Annotated in this window: 14 protein-coding genes; 5 read left to right on the forward strand and 9 right to left on the reverse strand. The window is 74.6% G+C overall.

From position 1 onward, the window contains the following. Nucleotides 1–241: 241 nt before the first annotated feature. The gene (locus BZZ08_RS15240; RefSeq protein WP_104632756.1) at nt 242–1,444 is read right to left on the reverse strand and encodes a lycopene cyclase family protein; all 1,203 of its coding nucleotides are present in this window, start codon (nt 1,442–1,444) and stop codon (nt 242–244) included. A gap of 291 nt (nt 1,445–1,735) precedes the next feature. On the opposite strand from BZZ08_RS15240, the gene crtI reads away from it, so the two are divergent. Genes crtI through BZZ08_RS15260 form a run of 4 tightly spaced genes read left to right on the forward strand, consistent with a single transcriptional unit; the run spans nt 1,736 to nt 5,805 of the window. After that, nucleotides 1,736–3,253, forward strand: coding sequence for a phytoene desaturase family protein (gene crtI, locus BZZ08_RS15245; RefSeq protein WP_104632757.1), 1,518 nt, complete (start codon nt 1,736–1,738; stop codon nt 3,251–3,253). Then, nucleotides 3,250–4,248, forward strand: coding sequence for a phytoene/squalene synthase family protein (locus BZZ08_RS15250; RefSeq protein ID WP_104632758.1), 999 nt, complete (start codon nt 3,250–3,252; stop codon nt 4,246–4,248). Before crtI ends, BZZ08_RS15250 begins: the two co-directional genes overlap by 4 nt. Further along, entirely contained in the window at nt 4,245–5,297 is a 1,053-nt protein-coding gene (locus BZZ08_RS15255) for a DUF5914 domain-containing protein (protein WP_104632759.1), read from the forward strand. The genes BZZ08_RS15250 and BZZ08_RS15255 overlap by 4 nt, the downstream gene beginning before the upstream one ends. Nucleotides 5,298–5,313: 16 nt before the next feature. Next, on the forward strand, nt 5,314–5,805 hold the full coding sequence (locus tag BZZ08_RS15260) for an MSMEG_6728 family protein (RefSeq protein WP_104632760.1): 492 nt from the start codon (nt 5,314–5,316) through the stop codon (nt 5,803–5,805). 5 nt (nt 5,806–5,810) lie between these two features. On the opposite strand, the gene BZZ08_RS15265 is transcribed toward BZZ08_RS15260, so the two are convergent. After that, a complete protein-coding gene (locus BZZ08_RS15265; protein WP_104632761.1) occupies nt 5,811–6,560 on the reverse strand; it encodes a hypothetical protein in 750 nt (249 codons plus the stop codon). A 215-nt stretch (nt 6,561–6,775) separates the two neighbouring features. On the opposite strand from BZZ08_RS15265, the gene BZZ08_RS15270 reads away from it, so the two are divergent. Continuing rightward, nucleotides 6,776–7,711 (forward strand): DMT family transporter, encoded by a 936-nt coding sequence (locus tag BZZ08_RS15270; protein WP_104632762.1) that lies wholly within the window; start codon nt 6,776–6,778, stop codon nt 7,709–7,711. Here the strand turns inward: BZZ08_RS15270 and proP are convergent. The 7 genes from proP to BZZ08_RS15305 all read right to left on the reverse strand — a co-directional run bounded on the left by proP (nt 7,675) and on the right by BZZ08_RS15305 (nt 16,058). After that, a complete protein-coding gene (gene proP / locus BZZ08_RS15275; protein WP_104632844.1) occupies nt 7,675–9,162 on the reverse strand; it encodes a glycine betaine/L-proline transporter ProP in 1,488 nt (495 codons plus the stop codon). The two genes, BZZ08_RS15270 and proP, sit on opposite strands and share 37 nt — an antisense overlap. 137 nt (nt 9,163–9,299) lie before the next feature. After that, nucleotides 9,300–10,637: a lipase family protein gene (locus tag BZZ08_RS15280; protein ID WP_104632763.1), complete on the reverse strand. Its 1,338-nt coding sequence runs from the start codon at nt 10,635–10,637 to the stop codon at nt 9,300–9,302. 158 nt (nt 10,638–10,795) lie between these two features. Further along, nucleotides 10,796–11,392 (reverse strand): 3'-5' exonuclease, encoded by a 597-nt coding sequence (locus BZZ08_RS15285; RefSeq protein WP_104632845.1) that lies wholly within the window; start codon nt 11,390–11,392, stop codon nt 10,796–10,798. Nucleotides 11,393–11,448: 56 nt separating this feature from the next. After that, nucleotides 11,449–13,521, reverse strand: coding sequence for a siderophore ABC transporter permease CdtC (gene cdtC, locus BZZ08_RS15290; RefSeq protein ID WP_104632764.1), 2,073 nt, complete (start codon nt 13,519–13,521; stop codon nt 11,449–11,451). A 7-nt stretch (nt 13,522–13,528) separates the two neighbouring features. Next, nucleotides 13,529–14,512, reverse strand: a complete 984-nt coding sequence (locus BZZ08_RS15295) for an iron-siderophore ABC transporter substrate-binding protein (RefSeq protein ID WP_104632765.1) — start codon at nt 14,510–14,512, stop codon at nt 13,529–13,531. Continuing rightward, entirely contained in the window at nt 14,509–15,372 is an 864-nt protein-coding gene (cdtA, locus tag BZZ08_RS15300) for a siderophore ABC transporter ATP-binding protein CdtA (RefSeq protein ID WP_104632766.1), read from the reverse strand. The genes BZZ08_RS15295 and cdtA overlap by 4 nt, the downstream gene beginning before the upstream one ends. Before the next feature lie 101 nt (nt 15,373–15,473). Next, the gene (locus tag BZZ08_RS15305; RefSeq protein WP_104632767.1) at nt 15,474–16,058 is read right to left on the reverse strand and encodes an MSMEG_1061 family FMN-dependent PPOX-type flavoprotein; all 585 of its coding nucleotides are present in this window, start codon (nt 16,056–16,058) and stop codon (nt 15,474–15,476) included. Nucleotide 16,059 lies beyond the last annotated feature (1 nt).

Genomic DNA, 16,059 nt, shown 5'->3' on the forward strand with positions numbered 1-16,059 from the left:
GCAGCACCCGCGCCCGCCGGTCCCGCCCCGGCGGCCGCTCCTCGGCCCCCCGCCCGACCCCACCGCGCCGGATCACCGCGCAGCACCGCTTCGGGCACGGCCGCCTCGCGTGCCGCCGCCGCGGAGCCCACCGCTTGCGGTCCTCTCGGAGAGGCGGCCGCGGTGGGCCGCCCCGTGGTCGAAGGCGGCGGGCGGTGCCGCGTCGTGGAGCGAGGGCATCGGTGACTCCCGGGGTCGGCGCTCAGCGGGGGGGAAGGTGGCGGCGCCGCAGCCACGGCAGTTCGGCCGCCGTGCGCAGCATCGGCAGGACGGGGACGCGCACGCCGACCGCGAGGTCCTCGTACAGTCGCGACCGGCCGTCCAGGAAGCGCAGCAGCCGCGCGGCGGGTACGCGGTCGAACAGCCGGAAGAAGAGGTCGGGGCCGTCGACCCGGCCGGTGTCCAGCGCGCGCAGCAGCACCGCGTCCATCAGCCGGGCCCGCGCCGGATGCGGGGGCGGCGGTACCGGCCGGCGGCCCGCGCGCACCGCACGGGCCACGGCCTCGGACTGCCGCTGCACGGCGGCGAACGTGTAGCCGGTGGACGCCCGGGTCGCCCCGCCCGCGACGCCGATCCGGAACACGCGGTCGCCGCCCTCGTCCCGCCGCCCGAAGTCGGCGTCGGTCATCGGGATGACCCCCTGCTCGGTCGACAGGACCTCGACGGCGCCGGTGCGCAGGACGCGGCGCGCGTAGTCCTCCAGCGCGTCGTCGTACGCGTCGGACGTCAGGGGCGCCGGGCCGAATCCGGTGTACTCGACCAGCGCGGTGTGCCGTCCGGTCGGCAGCACGTAGCCGAAGGACAGACCCCGCGCCGGCTGCGCGGTGCGGAAGTCCATCAGGTCGACCACCTCCGGCTCGAACACCGGCCGCTCGGTGCGGACGAACCAGCCGCGGAAGTGCTGGAGCAGGCGGGTGCGGGCGGCCGGCAGCCGCTCGGGCGGGCGGGAGTCGAAGACCCAGCGGGCGCGCAGGACGACCGGCGCGCCCGTCGCGTCCGTGGCCGCCACCCGCACGGTGGCGTCCGGCAGGCCCGTGACCGCGCCGACGGTGGCCTCGACGCGCCGCAGCCCCGGACGGGCCTTCAGATCCCGTTCCACCAGGGCCTCGAAGTCGTCCGAGCGGATCATCTTGTAGCGGACGGGCGCGATGTGCCGCCGGACGGCCCTCCCGTCCCGGCCGTGCACCCGGAGCCACTCCCACGACGCCGTCGCGGCCGGGTCGAAGCGGCCCGGCCCGGCCTCCCAGAAACACCAGGTGCGGCGCGGGGGCCGCAGCGGCCCGGGCGGCGGATCGACCAGGACGACGGAGGACACCGCACCGGGCGAGGCCCGCGCCGGAAGCCGGTGCGCCAGCGAGAGCCCGGCCGCCCCCGCGCCGACGACCACGATGTCCGCGTCGAGCACCCCGCCTCCTTCCCGCCGGTCCGTCCGCCGGTCCGGTCCGGCGGAGTATTCCGGCCCCGCGCCGTCCACGAACGTACGGCGCGCAGGACGGCGCGACACGGGTACCCGCCGGGGGACGCGATACCACCGGACGGGTGACCGCGGGGCCGGGAACCGGCTCCGGTGGCGTCGCGCCGGGAGCCGAGGGGGAAGGCATGACGCCGACCACACGAGAGGACCCGCGATGTGCCCCAGCACGGCCGACCACGGCGACCACCGGCCAAACCGGCCGCCCGCGGGCCGGAGCCCGCGGTGACGCGGACGCTGCCCGGGCGCACCGACCACGTCGTGGTCGTCGGGGCCGGACTCGCCGGGCTGTCCGCCGCCCTGCACCTGCTGGGCGCGGGACGCCGGGTGACCGTCGTGGAACGCGAACCGCTGCCCGGCGGCCGGGCCGGGCGGCGCGAACTCGGCGGCTACCACCTCGACACCGGCCCGACCGTGCTGACCATGCCGGACCTGGCCGACGAGGCCTTCGCGGCCGTCGGCGAGCGGCTGCGCGACCGCGTCGAACTCCTGCCCCTGCACCCCGCCTACCGCGCCTGCTTCGCCGACGGCACCGCCCTGGACGTGCACACGGACGCCGACGCGATGGAGGCGGAGGTCGACCGGTTCGCCGGGGCCCGGGAGGCGGCCGGGTACCGGCGGCTGCGCGACTGGCTCGGCCGGCTGTACGCCGTGCAGCTGCGCCGGTTCATCGACGCCAACTTCGACTCGCCGCTCGGCCTGCTCACCCCCGACCTGGCCCGGCTCGCCGCCCTCGGTGGCTTCGGCCGCCTGGACGCCCGCATCGGCCGGTTCCTGACGGACGAACGGCTCCAGCGGGTCTTCTCCTTCCAGGCCCTGTACGCCGGTGTGGCACCGTCCCGCGCGCTGGCCGCCTACGCCGTCATCGCCTACATGGACACCGTCGCCGGCGTCTACTTCCCGCGCGGCGGCATGCACGCCCTACCCCGCGCCATGGCCGACGCGGCCGTCGCCGCCGGGGCCGATCTGCGCCTGGGCCGGGACGTCACCCGCCTGGAGCGGTCCGGCACCCGCGTCACCGCGGTCGTCATGGACCACGAGCGCGTCCCCTGCGACGCCGTCGTCCTCACCCCCGACCTGCCCGTCGCCCACCGGCTTCTCGGCCGCCGCCCGCGCCGCCCCCTCACCCTGCGGCACGCGCCCTCCGCCGTCGTCCTGCACGCCGGCACCACCCGTACCTGGCCGCACCTCGCCCACCACACGCTGTCCTTCGGCGCCGAGTGGCGACGGACGTTCGACGAACTCACCAGGACCGGCACCCTCATGACCGACCCGTCCCTGCTGATCACCCGGCCCACCGCCCACGATCCCGCCCTCGCGCCCGAGGGCCGCCACCTCCACTACGTCCTCGCCCCCTGCCCCAACACCGACATCGGCCCCGGCGCCCGCGCCTGGAGCGACCTCGCGCCCCGCTACCGCGACCGTCTGCTGGCCACCCTGGAACACCGGGGGCTGACCGGGATCGCCGCGGCGGTCGAGGAGGAGTGCCTGGTGACGCCCGCCGACTGGACCGCACAGGGGCACACCGCGGGCACCCCGTTCTCGGTGGCCCACACCTTCGCGCAGACCGGGCCCTTCCGCCCCCGCAATCTGGTGCGCGGCACCGACAACGCCGTCCTCGCGGGCTGCGGGACCACCCCGGGCGTCGGCGTACCGACGGTACTTCTCTCCGGGAAGCTGGCCGCCGCCCGCATCACCGGACCGCGGACCCGCCCCGCGGCGGCCCGGGGCGGGCACCGATGACGCGGCACGAACTGGACGCCGCCGGCATCACCGACCCGCAGCTGCGCGCCGCCTACACCCGCTGCCGGCTCCTCAACGCCCGCCACGGACGCACCTACTTCCTGGCCACCCGCCTGCTGCCGGCCGACCGCAGACCGGCCGTGCACGCCCTGTACGGGTTCGCGCGGTGGGCGGACGACATCGTCGACGACACCGGGGCCGGCACCACGCCCGACGAGCGCGCCGCCGCCCTCACCCGCCTGGACGGACTGCTGCGGCGGGCGCTCACCGGCCGCCGGCCGACCGCCGAACCCGTGGTGCTCGCCCTGGCCGACACCGCCGACCGGTACGCCATCGAACCGGCGCACTTCACCGACTTCATGGCCTCGATGCGCGCCGACCTCACCGTCACCGACTACGCCACCTACGCCGACCTGCGCGCCTACATGCACGGCTCGGCCGCCGTCATCGGCCTCCAGATGCTGCCCGTCCTCGGCACCGTGACCGCCCGCGCCCTGGCCGCCCCGCACGCCGCCGCGCTGGGCGTCGCCTTCCAGCTGACCAACTTCCTGCGGGACGTGGGCGAGGACCTGGACCGGGGCAGGGTCTACCTCCCCGCCGACCTGCTGGCCGCGCACGGCGTCCACCGCGACCTGCTGCTCTGGAGCAGGCACACCGGCCGCCACGACGGGCGCGTCACCGCCGCGCTGCGGGCCGCCGAGGACCTCACCCGGGGCGTCTACCGCGAGGCCGAGCCCGGCCTCGCCATGCTCGACCCCGTCGCACGGCCCTGCATCCGCACCGCGTACCTGCTCTACCGGAACATCCTCGACGCCGTCGCGGAGGGCGGGTACGCGGTTGTGCACCGGCGCGCGGTGGTCTCCCGCCGTCGCCGCGCGGCCGTCGCGGCCGGCGGACTGGCACGGGTCCTGTCCGTCCGGCTCCGCGCCCGTCGGGCCCCCACGTACGCGCCGGTGCCCCGCGGCGGCGCCCTCGACGCGCAGGAGCCCGGATGAGCACCGACCCCCGCCCGCGCCGGGGACGCCTCCCCCTGCGGCTGCGGCGCCACGCGGTCCCCTGGCAGCACCAGCGGCCGACCTGGCGCGAGGCACGCCCCGCCGTCATCGCGGGCGCCCTCGAACGCGCCCTGGCACGCCCCTCCGGCAACTGGTACGTCCTCGGCGCGAGCACCGACGTACGCCGCACGCGCCCGCTGTCCGGCACCGTCGCCGGCGAGGAGGTCGTCGTCTGGCGGGACGCGCGGGGGCGCCTGGTGGGCGGGCCCGGCGCCTGCCCCCACCTCGGCGCCCCGCTGGCCGACAGCCCCGTGCGGTGCGGCACGCTCGTGTGCCACTGGCACGGACTCGCCCTGGACGGCGCCCCGTTCGCGGGCTGGCAACCGCTGCCGGTGCACGACGACGGCGTACTGGTGTGGGTACGGCTGGACACCGTGGGGGAGGAGCCCCCGACCCCGGCGCCCTTCGTGCCCGCCCGGCCGCCCCGGGCGACGGCCCTGACGTCCGTGTGGCGCGGGGCGGGGGACTGCGAACCCGAGGACGTCGTCGCCAACCGGCTCGACCCCTGGCACGGAGCCTGGTTCCACCCGTACTCCTTCGTGGACCTCACCGTCGTCCAGGCGCCCGGAGAGACGCCGCGCGACGGCGGGGCCGGTGCGGGGGGCGGTGACGGCGACGGGGACGACGACCGCTTCGTCGTGGACGTGTCCTTCCGGCTGGCCGGTCGCCTGGTCGTCCCCGTACGGGCCGAGTTCACCGCGCCCGGACCCCGCACCGTCGTCATGCGGATCACCGACGGCGAGGGCACGGGGTCCGTCGTGGAGAGCCACGCCACGCCGCTCGGACCGGACGGGAGCGGCCGGCCGCGCACCGCGGTCGTCGAGGCGGTGCTCGCCACCTCGGACCGGCCCGGCTTCCCCCTGGCCCGCCGCCTGGCACCGGCCCTGCGCCCGCTGATGCGGGCCGCCGCGGGCCGCCTGTGGCGCGACGACCTCGCCTACGCCGAACGCCGCGGACACCTGCGCGCCCGCGGCCGGTTCCCCGGCTGAACGGAGCGGCACCGCGATGCAGACCTTCCTCCCCCACCCCGGTTTCCGGGACTCGGCACTGGCGCTGGACCGGCGCCGCCTCGGCAAACAGCGCGTGGAGGCGCTCCAGGTGCTGCGCGGGCTCACCGTCCCCGGCTACGGCTGGCGCCACCACCCGGCGGTGCGGATGTGGACGGGATACGAGGAGGCACTCGTCCGCTACGGCCTGGACGTCTGCCGGGTCTGGCGCGAGCACGGGCACCAGGACAGCTGCGCGGCCTCACTCGTCGCCGGGCTCGCCGAGGTGCGTCCGGGCGAGCCGGTGCGCGACCAGCCGGAACTGGCGGCCGCCGGGGAACTGCCGCCCTGGCTGGGCGACGAGACCTTCCACCGCAGCCACCGCTCGGCCCTGGTGCGCAAGGACCCCGCGGTGTACGCCGAGCTGTTCCCCGGGGTCCCGGACGACCTGCCCTATGTGTGGCCCAGTTCGGACCGGGAGCGCGGGGAAGCGGGGAGCGCCGGCGCCTAGGACGGTCAGGTCTGCTGCTCGCCCGCGAGTTCCTTCATGTCGACCGTCTCCCCGGCCGGGGGCTGCTCGGGGTCCACCGTCTCCCCGTACTCGCTGAACGTGACGCTGCCGGGGTTCTTGCCGCCCTCGGTGGTGGTCTTCAGGAGGTACGGCTCGCCCTCGGTGGCGACGTAGAGGGTGAGCTTCTCGCCGCCGGAGGCGTCCTTGGTCAGCTCCAGGGCCTCCTCGCCGTTCACCTCCGTCGTGGAGCCGCGCTTCATGCCCCGGCGCTCCGACTCGTCCTCGTCCATGGCGGCGACGAAGCCCTGCTTGTCGCAGACCCCGGCGGTCGTGGCGTCGTTCGCCGGCATCTTCACCCACTTGTCGCGCAGCTTCGGCGCCATCTTCCGAGCCGCGTCGGGCTGCTGCTTCAGGGCGGTCTGCCAGTACTGCTCGTCACCGCGCAGGTAGAGGGTCGATTCGGTGTGCCGCACGTCCGCCCGGGTCCCGCCGGCGCCGATGGTGCCCTGGCAGTTCTTCTCCTGGTCGACCGAGACGTCGATGGTGACGGTGCTGCCGTCCTCCAACCGGGTGTCGCCCTTCACATGCATGGACTTCGCCTGCCGGGTGGCCTCGACGGCCTTCGCGGCGACGTCGTCGGCGCTCTGCCCCTCGAACGGCTTGCCCTCGTCACCCGAATCGCCGCCGCAGCCGGTCAGTAACGCGACGGAGACGCTCGCGGCCGCCACAGCGGTCGCCACTTTGCTGGTGCGCACTGGCAGTCCTTTCCCATGTCCGGTCATTGCCGTCAAATCCGTTGATTCGCCGATGTGTTGACACCGGGGCCCTCCGACTACCCCCGATCTCCGAGACATGCACAGGAGGGAGGACCCGTGACGGGTGTGTGAGCGGCCCCGGCGCGGATTGGTCCCCGACAGCGCACGCGAAGTGGACCCCGTGGCGGACCGCCGGGCTCTCTAGCGTCGTCGCCATGAACGCCACCACCACACGCGGGGCCCTGCTCGCCGCATTCGCCTGTGTCCTCGTCGGAGGATCCTTCACCGCCAACAGCCTGCTGGGCGACTACCCGTACGCGGGCGGCCAGTTCCTGCGCTACGGTCTTGCCTTCCTGCTGCTCGTCCCGCTGGCCGGGCCCGGCGCGACGGCCCGGCTGCGGGCGCTCGGCGCCGGCCGGTGGCTGCGGCTCGCGCTGCTCGCGGCCGTGGGCATGGTCGGCTTCAACCTGGCCGTCCTCGCCGCGGAACGCACGGCGGAGCCCGCGGTACCCGGCGTCTTCGTGGGCTGCGCGCCCGTGGTGGTCGCCGTCCTCGTCCCCCTCCTGGAGGGGCGCCGTCCGCAACGGGCCGTCCTGTACGGGGCGTTGTCCGTGGCCGTGGGGGCCTTCACGGTCCAGGGCTGGGGGCGCACCGACGGCGCGGGCATCGCCTTCTCCGTGTGCGCGCTGGCCGGGGAGGTCGGCTTCGCGGTCCTGGCCGTGCCCGTACTGCGGCCGCTGGGCCCGCGGCTGCTGTCCACCGTGGTGTGCGGCATCGCGGCGGCCGAGTCGGCGGTGGCGGGTGTCCTGGCCGACGGGGCCGGGTGGCTGCGCCGGCCGGACGCGGTGGAGGCGGGGGCGCTGCTGTGGCAGGCGGTGGTGGTCACGGTCGTCGGGTTCGTGTGCTGGTACATGGGCATGCAGCGGATCGGGGCCGAGCGCGCCACCCTGTTCTCCGGGCTGATCCCGGTCGCCGCCGCCTGCACGGCGCCGCTCGTCGGCACCGGCTCCTTCGGCGCCGCCCAGGCGGTGGGCAGCACCCTGGTCTTCGCCGGGGTCGCCGCGGGATCGGGTGCCGTCTCGTTCGCGCGCGGACGGCGGTCCGCGGCCGGCGGTCAGAGGGCGCCCGAGCGGTCCTTGGAGAAGCTGTAGAGGTCCTTCGAGGTGCTGATGAGCTCGCGCTGTTCCTGCCGGGAGCCGACCATGGGCTGCGAGCCGTGCAGCGGCACCTGGGCGCTCTCGGGCAGGAACCGCACGGTCACCAGGCCGATGGCGCCCGCGACCATCAGGTAGTAGGCGGGCATCAGGTCGTCGCCGCTGATGCTCACCAGCGCCTCCGCGACCAGCGGCGTGGTGCCGCCGAAGGCCGCGACGGCGAAGTTGAAGCCGATGGCCATGGCGGCGTAGCGCACGGCGGTCGGGAACAGCGCCGGCAGGGTCGCGGCGCTGGGCGCGGCGAAGCAGGCCAGCAGGGTGGACAGCAGCAGGACCCCGGCGACCGGCGCCCAGACGCCGTCCGCCTTCAGCAGCAGGAAGGCCGGGACGGCCAGGACGATCATCGCCGCGGCCCCGGTGGCGTAGAGCGGACGGCGGCCGACGTGGTCGCTGAGCCGGCCGAGGAAGGTGATCAGCAGCACGATCCACACCATGCCGATCAGCACCAGCACGTCCGCGAAACCGCTGGAACGGTTCAGGGTCTCCGTCTGGTACGTCGGCAGATAGCCGGTCACCATGTAGTTGGTGACGTTGTAGAGCAGCACCAGGCCCATGCAGACCAGCAGCGGGCGCCAGTGCTCGCGCACGATGGTCCTGAACTCGCTGCCCGCCGACTCCTGGGCCAGCCCCTTCTCGTGCTCGTCCAGCTGCTGCTGGAAGGCGGGCGACTCCTCCAGCTTGAGCCGCATGTACAGGCCGATGACACCGAGCGGACCGGCGATCAGGAACGGCAGCCGCCAGCCCCAGGCGAGCATCTGGTCGTCGGTCAGCGACAGGTTCAGGACGGTGACCAGCGCCGAGCCCAGGGCGTAGCCGACGAAGGTGCCGAAGTCCAGCCAGCTGGAGAGGAAGCCGCGCCGCCGGTCGGGTGAGTACTCGGCGACGAAGGTGGTGGCGCCGCCGTACTCGCCGCCCGTGGAGAAGCCCTGGACCATCCGGGCGAGCAGCAGCAGGATCGGGGCGGCGATGCCGATGGTGGCGTAGCTGGGGATCAGGCCGATGGAGAAGGTGCCGAGGGCCATCATGATCATGGTGGTGGCGAGCACCTTCTGCCGGCCGACGCGGTCCCCGAGCGGTCCGAAGACCAGACCGCCGAGCGGGCGTACGACGAAGGCCGCGGCGAAGGTGGCGAAGGAGGAGATGACCTGGGCGGCCGGGGAGGCGCCGGGGAAGAAGACCTTCCCGATGGTGGCGGCCAGGTAGCTGTAGACGCCGAAGTCGAACCACTCCATGCAGTTCCCGAGCGCCGAGGCCCCGACCGCGCGCTTGAGCAGCGGTGCCTCGACGACCTGGACGTCCTCCTCGCGAAAGGCCCGCCTGGTGCGGCGGAGCCGGCGGGCCAGCTCCTCGCGCACCTGCCGCGGCAGATGCGCGACCGTGCTCGGCATCTTCGCCCCGCGCGGGGGGCCGGACCCGCCGTCGGGCTTCGCGTCCACCACGCCGCTGCCTCTCTGTCGCTCCGCCACGATTCGCCTGAGCGAATTCTGTGCCACAACCGAGGATCGGCGCATGCCGGGGGAACGGCTCAGGGCTGTGCGGGCATGCTCCAGCAGTTGGAGCCCGCGGGCTCGCCGGAGAGCCGGTCGGTGAGCCAGGAGAGGGCGTTGCCCTGATCGGTGAGCAGCGGGCCGAAGTGGTTGAGCAGGCCGCTGCCCACGCCCGGCAGCAGCACGGGGACGTAGGTCACCTTCCCGCCCTTGGCGCACCAGTCGGCGGCCAGTCGCCGGGCCTGGCCGTGGGGGACCAGGTCGTCGCTGACGCCCGTGGCCACCCGGACCGGGCTGCCGGGCCTGAGCGAGCCGATGCGCTGCTCGGCGAGGAAGCTCTGGAGGGCGGGCTCGGCGCGGATGACGTCGCTGATGGACTGCCCGGTCTTCGTCCAGCCGGTGCTGCTGTCGCCGCCGTAGCCGAAGAGCGCGTCGCCCACGCACATGGTCGACAGGTCCTTGAGCGCCTCCTGGCCGGCCTCGTTGATGTACCGGTCGGCGATGGGCCGCAGGGCCGGTTCGGTCTGCAGGAAGCCGTTGAGCGACCAGCCCAGCGCGCCCGCGAGGTCGCTGCCGTCGATGGCCCGGGTCACCTCGGTGAGGTCGGCGGGCGGGGCGCCGGCGTAGGTGCCGGACAGCTGGACGTCGGGGGCGTAGGAGGGCTGGAGCTCGGCCGCGGCCGCCGTGGCGCCGCCGCCCTGGCTGTACCCGAACAGACCCACGCGGGAGCCGGAGGTGACGGACGCCGAGTCGAGGGAGCGCGCGGCGCGTACGGCGTCCAGTACGGCGTGGGCCCCGTCGACCCGGTTGACGTAGGTGTGCAGCCGGTCGGTGGTGCCCAGGCCCACGTAGTCGGTGACGACGACGGCGACGCCGCGCAGCAGCAGCCGGTAGACCGACAGGTCCTCGTAACCGACCGAGACCGTCTGCCCGTTGAGCCGCAACGGGTGCTCCAGGGCCATCGAGGCGGCGCACTGGTCGCCCTGCCCCATGGTGCCCGGCGCCACGGCGACCAGGGGGCGGGGCCCGTCGCCGCGCCACTTCGCGGCCGGTTCGATGTAGGCGCCGGTCACGGCGACCGCCTCGCCGTTGGCGTCGGTGGACCTGTACATGAGCCGGGTCGCCCGGCCGGGGAGCGGGCCGTCGATGCCCGGCAGGCTCAGCGCCAGGGGGAGCGGCTCGCTGCGGATCAGCGCGCCGTCGGCGCCGGGGAGTTCGGACGGCGGTGTGTAGAAGGCCGGTATCTCGACGCCGCGGGACGTCGTGGTCGTCGAGTCGCCGGCCGGGCCGTCGGCCGCGGCGGCCGGGACGGCCTGGGCACCGAGGGCGAGGGCCGCGGCGATCGCCGCGGCGAGCATGCGGGGACGTGGGGGCATGGCGAACCTCCTGGGGAAGGGCCGGATCCGGTCGTCCGCGGTCCCGTGGGGTCAGGGCCGTGGTCGCGCTGCTCCTGTGGGGCTACGGGACCGTAACCGGACAGGAGTTACCGGGGGTAGCACCTGGCCCATTACGGTTCAGTAACTTGACGTCGCGTCTAACAAGAGCCGGGCCAGGCGCCCCGGCCGGCCAGCTGGAGCACCAGCGCCGCGATGTTCCAGGCGTCGTCCACGCCCCGGTGGTGCCGCCCCTCCAGGGGCAGACCGGCGATCTCCAGCGCCCGCGCCATGCCGGGGCGCCGGCGCAGCCCGTGGGCCTCGGTGAAGACGGCCTTGGCGTTGGTGTGCGCGCGCTCGGCCGGGTGACCGAAGGGGTAGGGCACCCCGTCGGCCGCGCACTGGCGGACGAACTGCTTCCGGTCGTAGTCGCCCCAGCTCGCCCACGGCCGTACGCCCGCGCCGTGTTCCCGCACCAGCGTGTCGCAGGCCCGCGCGAGACTCACGCCGCGGTCGGTCTCGGCCTGGGTGATGCCGGTCAGCTCCGTGCAGAACGCGCTGACCCGGGAGCGGGCGGGCCGCACCAGGAACCGGTGCCGGGCCACCCGCTCCCCGGCGTCGAGGTCGACCACGGCGAGCCCGATCTCGATGATCTCGCTCACCGCGCCGGGCGGCGGCTGCCCGTCCCAGCAGGTGGCTTCGAGGTCGATGACGTTCAGCAGGCCCGCGTGGCCCCCGTCCGCGGTGCGCCGGTCCATGACGGCACCGTACGGGGGCACCCGGCCCACCGGCACCCGGATTTGCCCCGCGCCGGCTAGCGGCGGCTCCGTACCAGCAGGTACAGGAAGTACGGCGTTCCGATCACCGCCGTCATGAGTCCCGCGCCGAGCTGGGCCGGGGCGAGGACCGTGCGGCCGAGCAGGTCGGCGGCGCAGACGAGCGTGGCGCCGAGGAGGACCGCGACCGGCACGACCCGCACGTGCCGCCGGCCCACCAGGGCGCGGGCCGCGTGCGGGGCCACCAGCCCGACGAACCCGATGGTGCCCGCGCAGGCCACGGCGGTCGCGCTGAGGACGACGCTCAGCACCAGGAACCCGAGACGCCCGGGGGCCAGCCGCAGGCCGAGCAGCCGCGGTGTGTCCTCGTCCAGCGAGATCAGGTCCAGCTCGGTGCGCCGGGCGACCGCCACACCGATGCCGACGACCAGCGCCAGCGCGACCGGTACGACGTCCGGCATGGTCCGCCCGTAGGTCGAACCCGACAGCCAGGTCAGCGCCTTGGTGGCGTTGAACGGGTCGGTGAGCACGATCAGCAGGCTGATCAGCGCCGCCGTCCCCGAGGCCACGCCGATACCGACGAGGACCAGCCGGTTCTGCCGGAAACCGCCCCGGGCGGCGAGCCCGAAGACCAGGACGGCGGTGACGGCGGACCCCGCGAACGCGGCTCCCGCCACGCCCCACGTCCCGGCGGCCGGCACGGTGGTCACCAGGATCACCGCCCCCAGCGCGCCACCGCCGGTCACACCGAGGACGTTCGGCTCGGCGAGCGGGTTGCGGGTGACGGCCTGCACGAGCGTGCCGGCCAGGGCGAGCGCCGCGCCCGCGCCCAGCGCGGCGAGCACCCGCGGCACCCGCGTGTCCAGCACGAAGGAGACGGTCCGCCCGGCCCGGCCCTGGGCCCAGTTGACGACGTCACCGAGCAGCAGTTTGGTGTCGCCCACCAGCACCGCGGCGATCACGAGCCCCACCAGGGCCACGACCAGGACGGCGACCGTGGCCAGGAACACCGCGCGGCTCGGGATCCGCAGCCGGTCCGGCGCCCCGGCCCCGGCGGTGTCCCGCACCCGCAGCGCCATGGCGACCAGGAACACGGCGCCGACCAGGCTGGTGACCACACCCGTGGGCACGGACACCGCGCGGTCGTCCGCGACCAGGGCCCGCAGCAGCACGTCCGAACCCAGCACCAGGGCCGCGCCGGTGAGCGCCGCCGCGGGCATCGCCGTACGGGAGCGGGCGAAGCCGCGGAACCGGCGGGCGAGCGGGCGCACCAGGGCGGGCGCGCACAGGCCGACGAAGCCGATGGGCCCGGCGAGGGTGACGGCGGCGGCGGACAGCAGCGCCGCGAGCACGACGACGGTGACGCGGGTGGACCGGACCGGGACGCCGAGACCGCGCGCCGCGTCGTCGCCGAGGGCCAGCGCGTCCACCCGGCGGGCCGTCAGCATCAGCCCGGCCAGCCCGACCAGGGCGATCGGCAGCATCTGCAGGACGCCGTCGAAGCCGTTCTGGGCGATGCTGCCCTGGTTCCACGCGTAGAGGCCCTCGGTCTGCTCCGGGTAGAGCAGCAGCAGTCCCTCCGTCATGGAGTTCAGGCCCAGCATCAGCGCGGTGCCCGCCAGCACGAGGCGGACGGTGCCCGTGCCGAGGCCGGAGAGCCCGAGCACGACGGCGGCCGCCGCCAGGCCGCCCACGAAGGCGACGCCGGAGGAGGCGAGCATCGGCAGCGAGACGCCCGTGGCACCGGCCAGCCCCAGCGCGAGGTAGGAACCGGCGTTCACCGCGAGGGTGTCGGGAGAGGCCAGCACGTTGCGGCTGACCGCCTGGAGCACGGCACCCGCCGTGCCCAGGACGGCGCCGACCAGGAGCCCCGCGGTCATCCGGGGCAGCCGGGAGGCGACGACGACGGACGCGTCGTCCGGATCGGCCTGCCCGGTCAGGGCCTTGAGGACCTCGGAAGGCCCGACGGCGGCGGTGCCCTGCGTGATGTCGACGACGGCGAGCACGGCGACCAGCAGGACGATTCCGGCCGTCACCGCGGCCGCGCCCGACCGGGAGATGGGGGCCGTCGTCGGACGGGCCGCGGTGGGTTCGGTTGCGGTGACGGCCATGGCTCCGCTACTTCGTCAGGGCGGCGACGACGGAGTCGATGTACGCCTCCATCGACCCGGGACCGCCGAACATCCAGATGCCGTCGTCGAGGCGGTGCACGTCACCGGCCTTCACGAACGGCAGGGACTTCCACACCGAGTTCTTGGCCAGCTCGCCGCTGAAGGGGGTGGCGCTCGGGTCGTCGTCGTTGCCGATGTAGGCGAACCGGGTGTCCTTCGGCAGCTTGGTCAGGCCCTCGACGTCGGTGGTGCCGAGGCCGTAGGCAGCGTCACCCTTCACGGTCCAGGCGTTCTTCAGACCGATGGCCTCGTTGACCTCACCGATCAGCGAGGTCGCGGTGTAGGGGCGGATCGAGACCTGATTGGAGGCCACGTAGCCGTCGGCGAAGGCGAAGTTCTCGCCCGCCGCTCCGGCGCCGGCCAGGGCCTTCTTGCCCGCGGCGACCTTGGCCTCGAAGTCCGCGCGGACGGTCTTCGCCCTGTCCGAGGTGCCGGTGGCCCGGGCGATGAGGTCGATGTTCTCCAGCATCTGGTCGATCTGACCGGTGCCGTCGGCGGACGTCACCTCGATCACCGGGGCGACCTCGCGCAGCTGCTTCACGGCGGCCGGGGTGAGGTCGGTGGTGGCGACGATGAGGTCGGGGGCGAGGGAGGCGACGGTGTCCATGCTCGGCTCGCCGCGGGTGCCGATGTCCTTGGGCTCGTTCTTGAGGGGGACGGCGCTGTCCCAGGTCTTGTACCCCTTGACGTCCGCGACGCCGACCGGGTCGACCCCCAGCGAGACGAGGCTCTCGACGACGTTCCACTCGGTGGCGACGACCTTGGTGGCCGGCCCGTCGAGCTTCACCTCGGTGCCCTTGCCGTCCTTGAGCGTGATCGCCTCGGAGGCCTTCTTCTCCGTCTTGTCGGCGGCGGGTTCGGTGGTGCCGCAGGCGGCGAGGGCGAGCGCCGCGGCGGTGGTGGCGGCCGCGGTGAGCAGGAGGCGTCTCATGAGGTGGTGCCGAGCCTTTCGGGGGTCCGTATGTGGTGGCGGCCGATCGGGCGGGTGCGCAGCCGGCCGGTCAGGGGGTCGGTGTCGACGTCGATCCGTATGCCGTAGACGGCGGTCAGCCGCTCCGGCGTCAGCACCTCCTCGGGCGGGCCGTCGGCGACGATCCGGCCCGCTTCGAGGAGGGTGATCCGGTCGGCGACGGCGGCCGCCTGGTCGAGGTCGTGCAGGACGACACCGACGGCGATGCCGTGGTCGTCCGCCAGGTCGCGGATCAGGTCGAGGAGTTCGACCTGGTAGCGCAGGTCGAGGTAGGTCGTGGGTTCGTCCAGGAGCAGTACGCCGGTCTCCTGGGCGAGGCAGCTCGCGAGCCACACCCGCTGCAGCTGCCCGCCGGAGAGGTGGTCGGCACCGCGGTCGGCGAGGCCGTCGACACCGGTGAGCGCGAGCGCCCGGTCGACGGCGGCCGGGCCGTCCGGATCGGGCCGCCCCCAGCGGCCCCGGTACGGATAGCGGCCGAACTCGACGACGTCCCGCACGGTCAGCCCGCCGGGCGTCGGCCGTCCCTGCGTCAGCAGCGCGACGTACCGCGAGAACTCACGGGACGTCAGCGCCAGTCCGTCGGTGGTGCCGTCCAGACTGAGCGTGGCACCGCGGGCCCGCTGCAGCCGGGCGACGGTCCGCAGCAGCGTCGACTTCCCGCTGCCGTTGGGACCCACCAGGACGGTCACTTCGCCGGGCCTGAGCCTGACCGCGGCGTCGTGCACGACATCGACACCGTCGTACGCGACGGTCACGCCCGTCGCCGACAGGTCATGACCGCGCAGGCGCGGGGTACCGGCTGCGTCTTCACCTGATCTCACGCGATGAAGGTTAGCCTAACCTAAGAAGTGCTGGTAGGGGCGGGGTCACACCGGATCCGCGACAACCGTCCCGCCCCCGCGTTCCCGGTCGGGGGAAGGTCTCAACTGGCCTTCGGCGGGCGGGGTTTCCACAATCCCGCCCGGTTCAGGGACATCGGGCAGTGCAGATAGATCTCGTCGATCTCCAGGACCAGCGCGAGGTCCGGACGCCGTCCGTCGCGCGCCATCGCGTCGAAGAAGGGGGCGTCGGTGAGGATCCGGGCCCGGCCGTTGACCCGGAGCACCTCCTTGCCGCCGGGGATCAGGTAGAGCAGGCCGGCGTGCGGATTGTCGAGGATGTTGTGGAAGCTGTCCCCGCGCCGGTTGCCCGGACGGTCCGGCAGGGCGAGGGTGCGGGAGTCGACGACGTGGGTGAAGCCGGGGGTGTCGCCGCGGGGCGAGACGTCGCAGTTGCCGCCCGCGTCGGAGGTCGCCAGGAGGCAGAAGGGGGAGCGGGCCAGGATGTCCCGGTCGTCGTCCGTGAGCCGGTCGTGCACCTTGTCGATGACGACGGGCCAGGGTTCGCCCAGCAGCTCGCGCAGTTGCGCCCGCGAGCCGAGTTCGACCCAGCCCTCCTCGGCGGCGGCGGTGGCAGTTGCGGTGGCGGCGTCCGGCCGGTCTCCGGTCGTGTCCATCGTGTGCGGCAAG

It is taken from the genome of Streptomyces sp. MH60 (assembly GCF_002939385.1).
GTDB lineage: Bacteria > Actinomycetota > Actinomycetes > Streptomycetales > Streptomycetaceae > Streptomyces.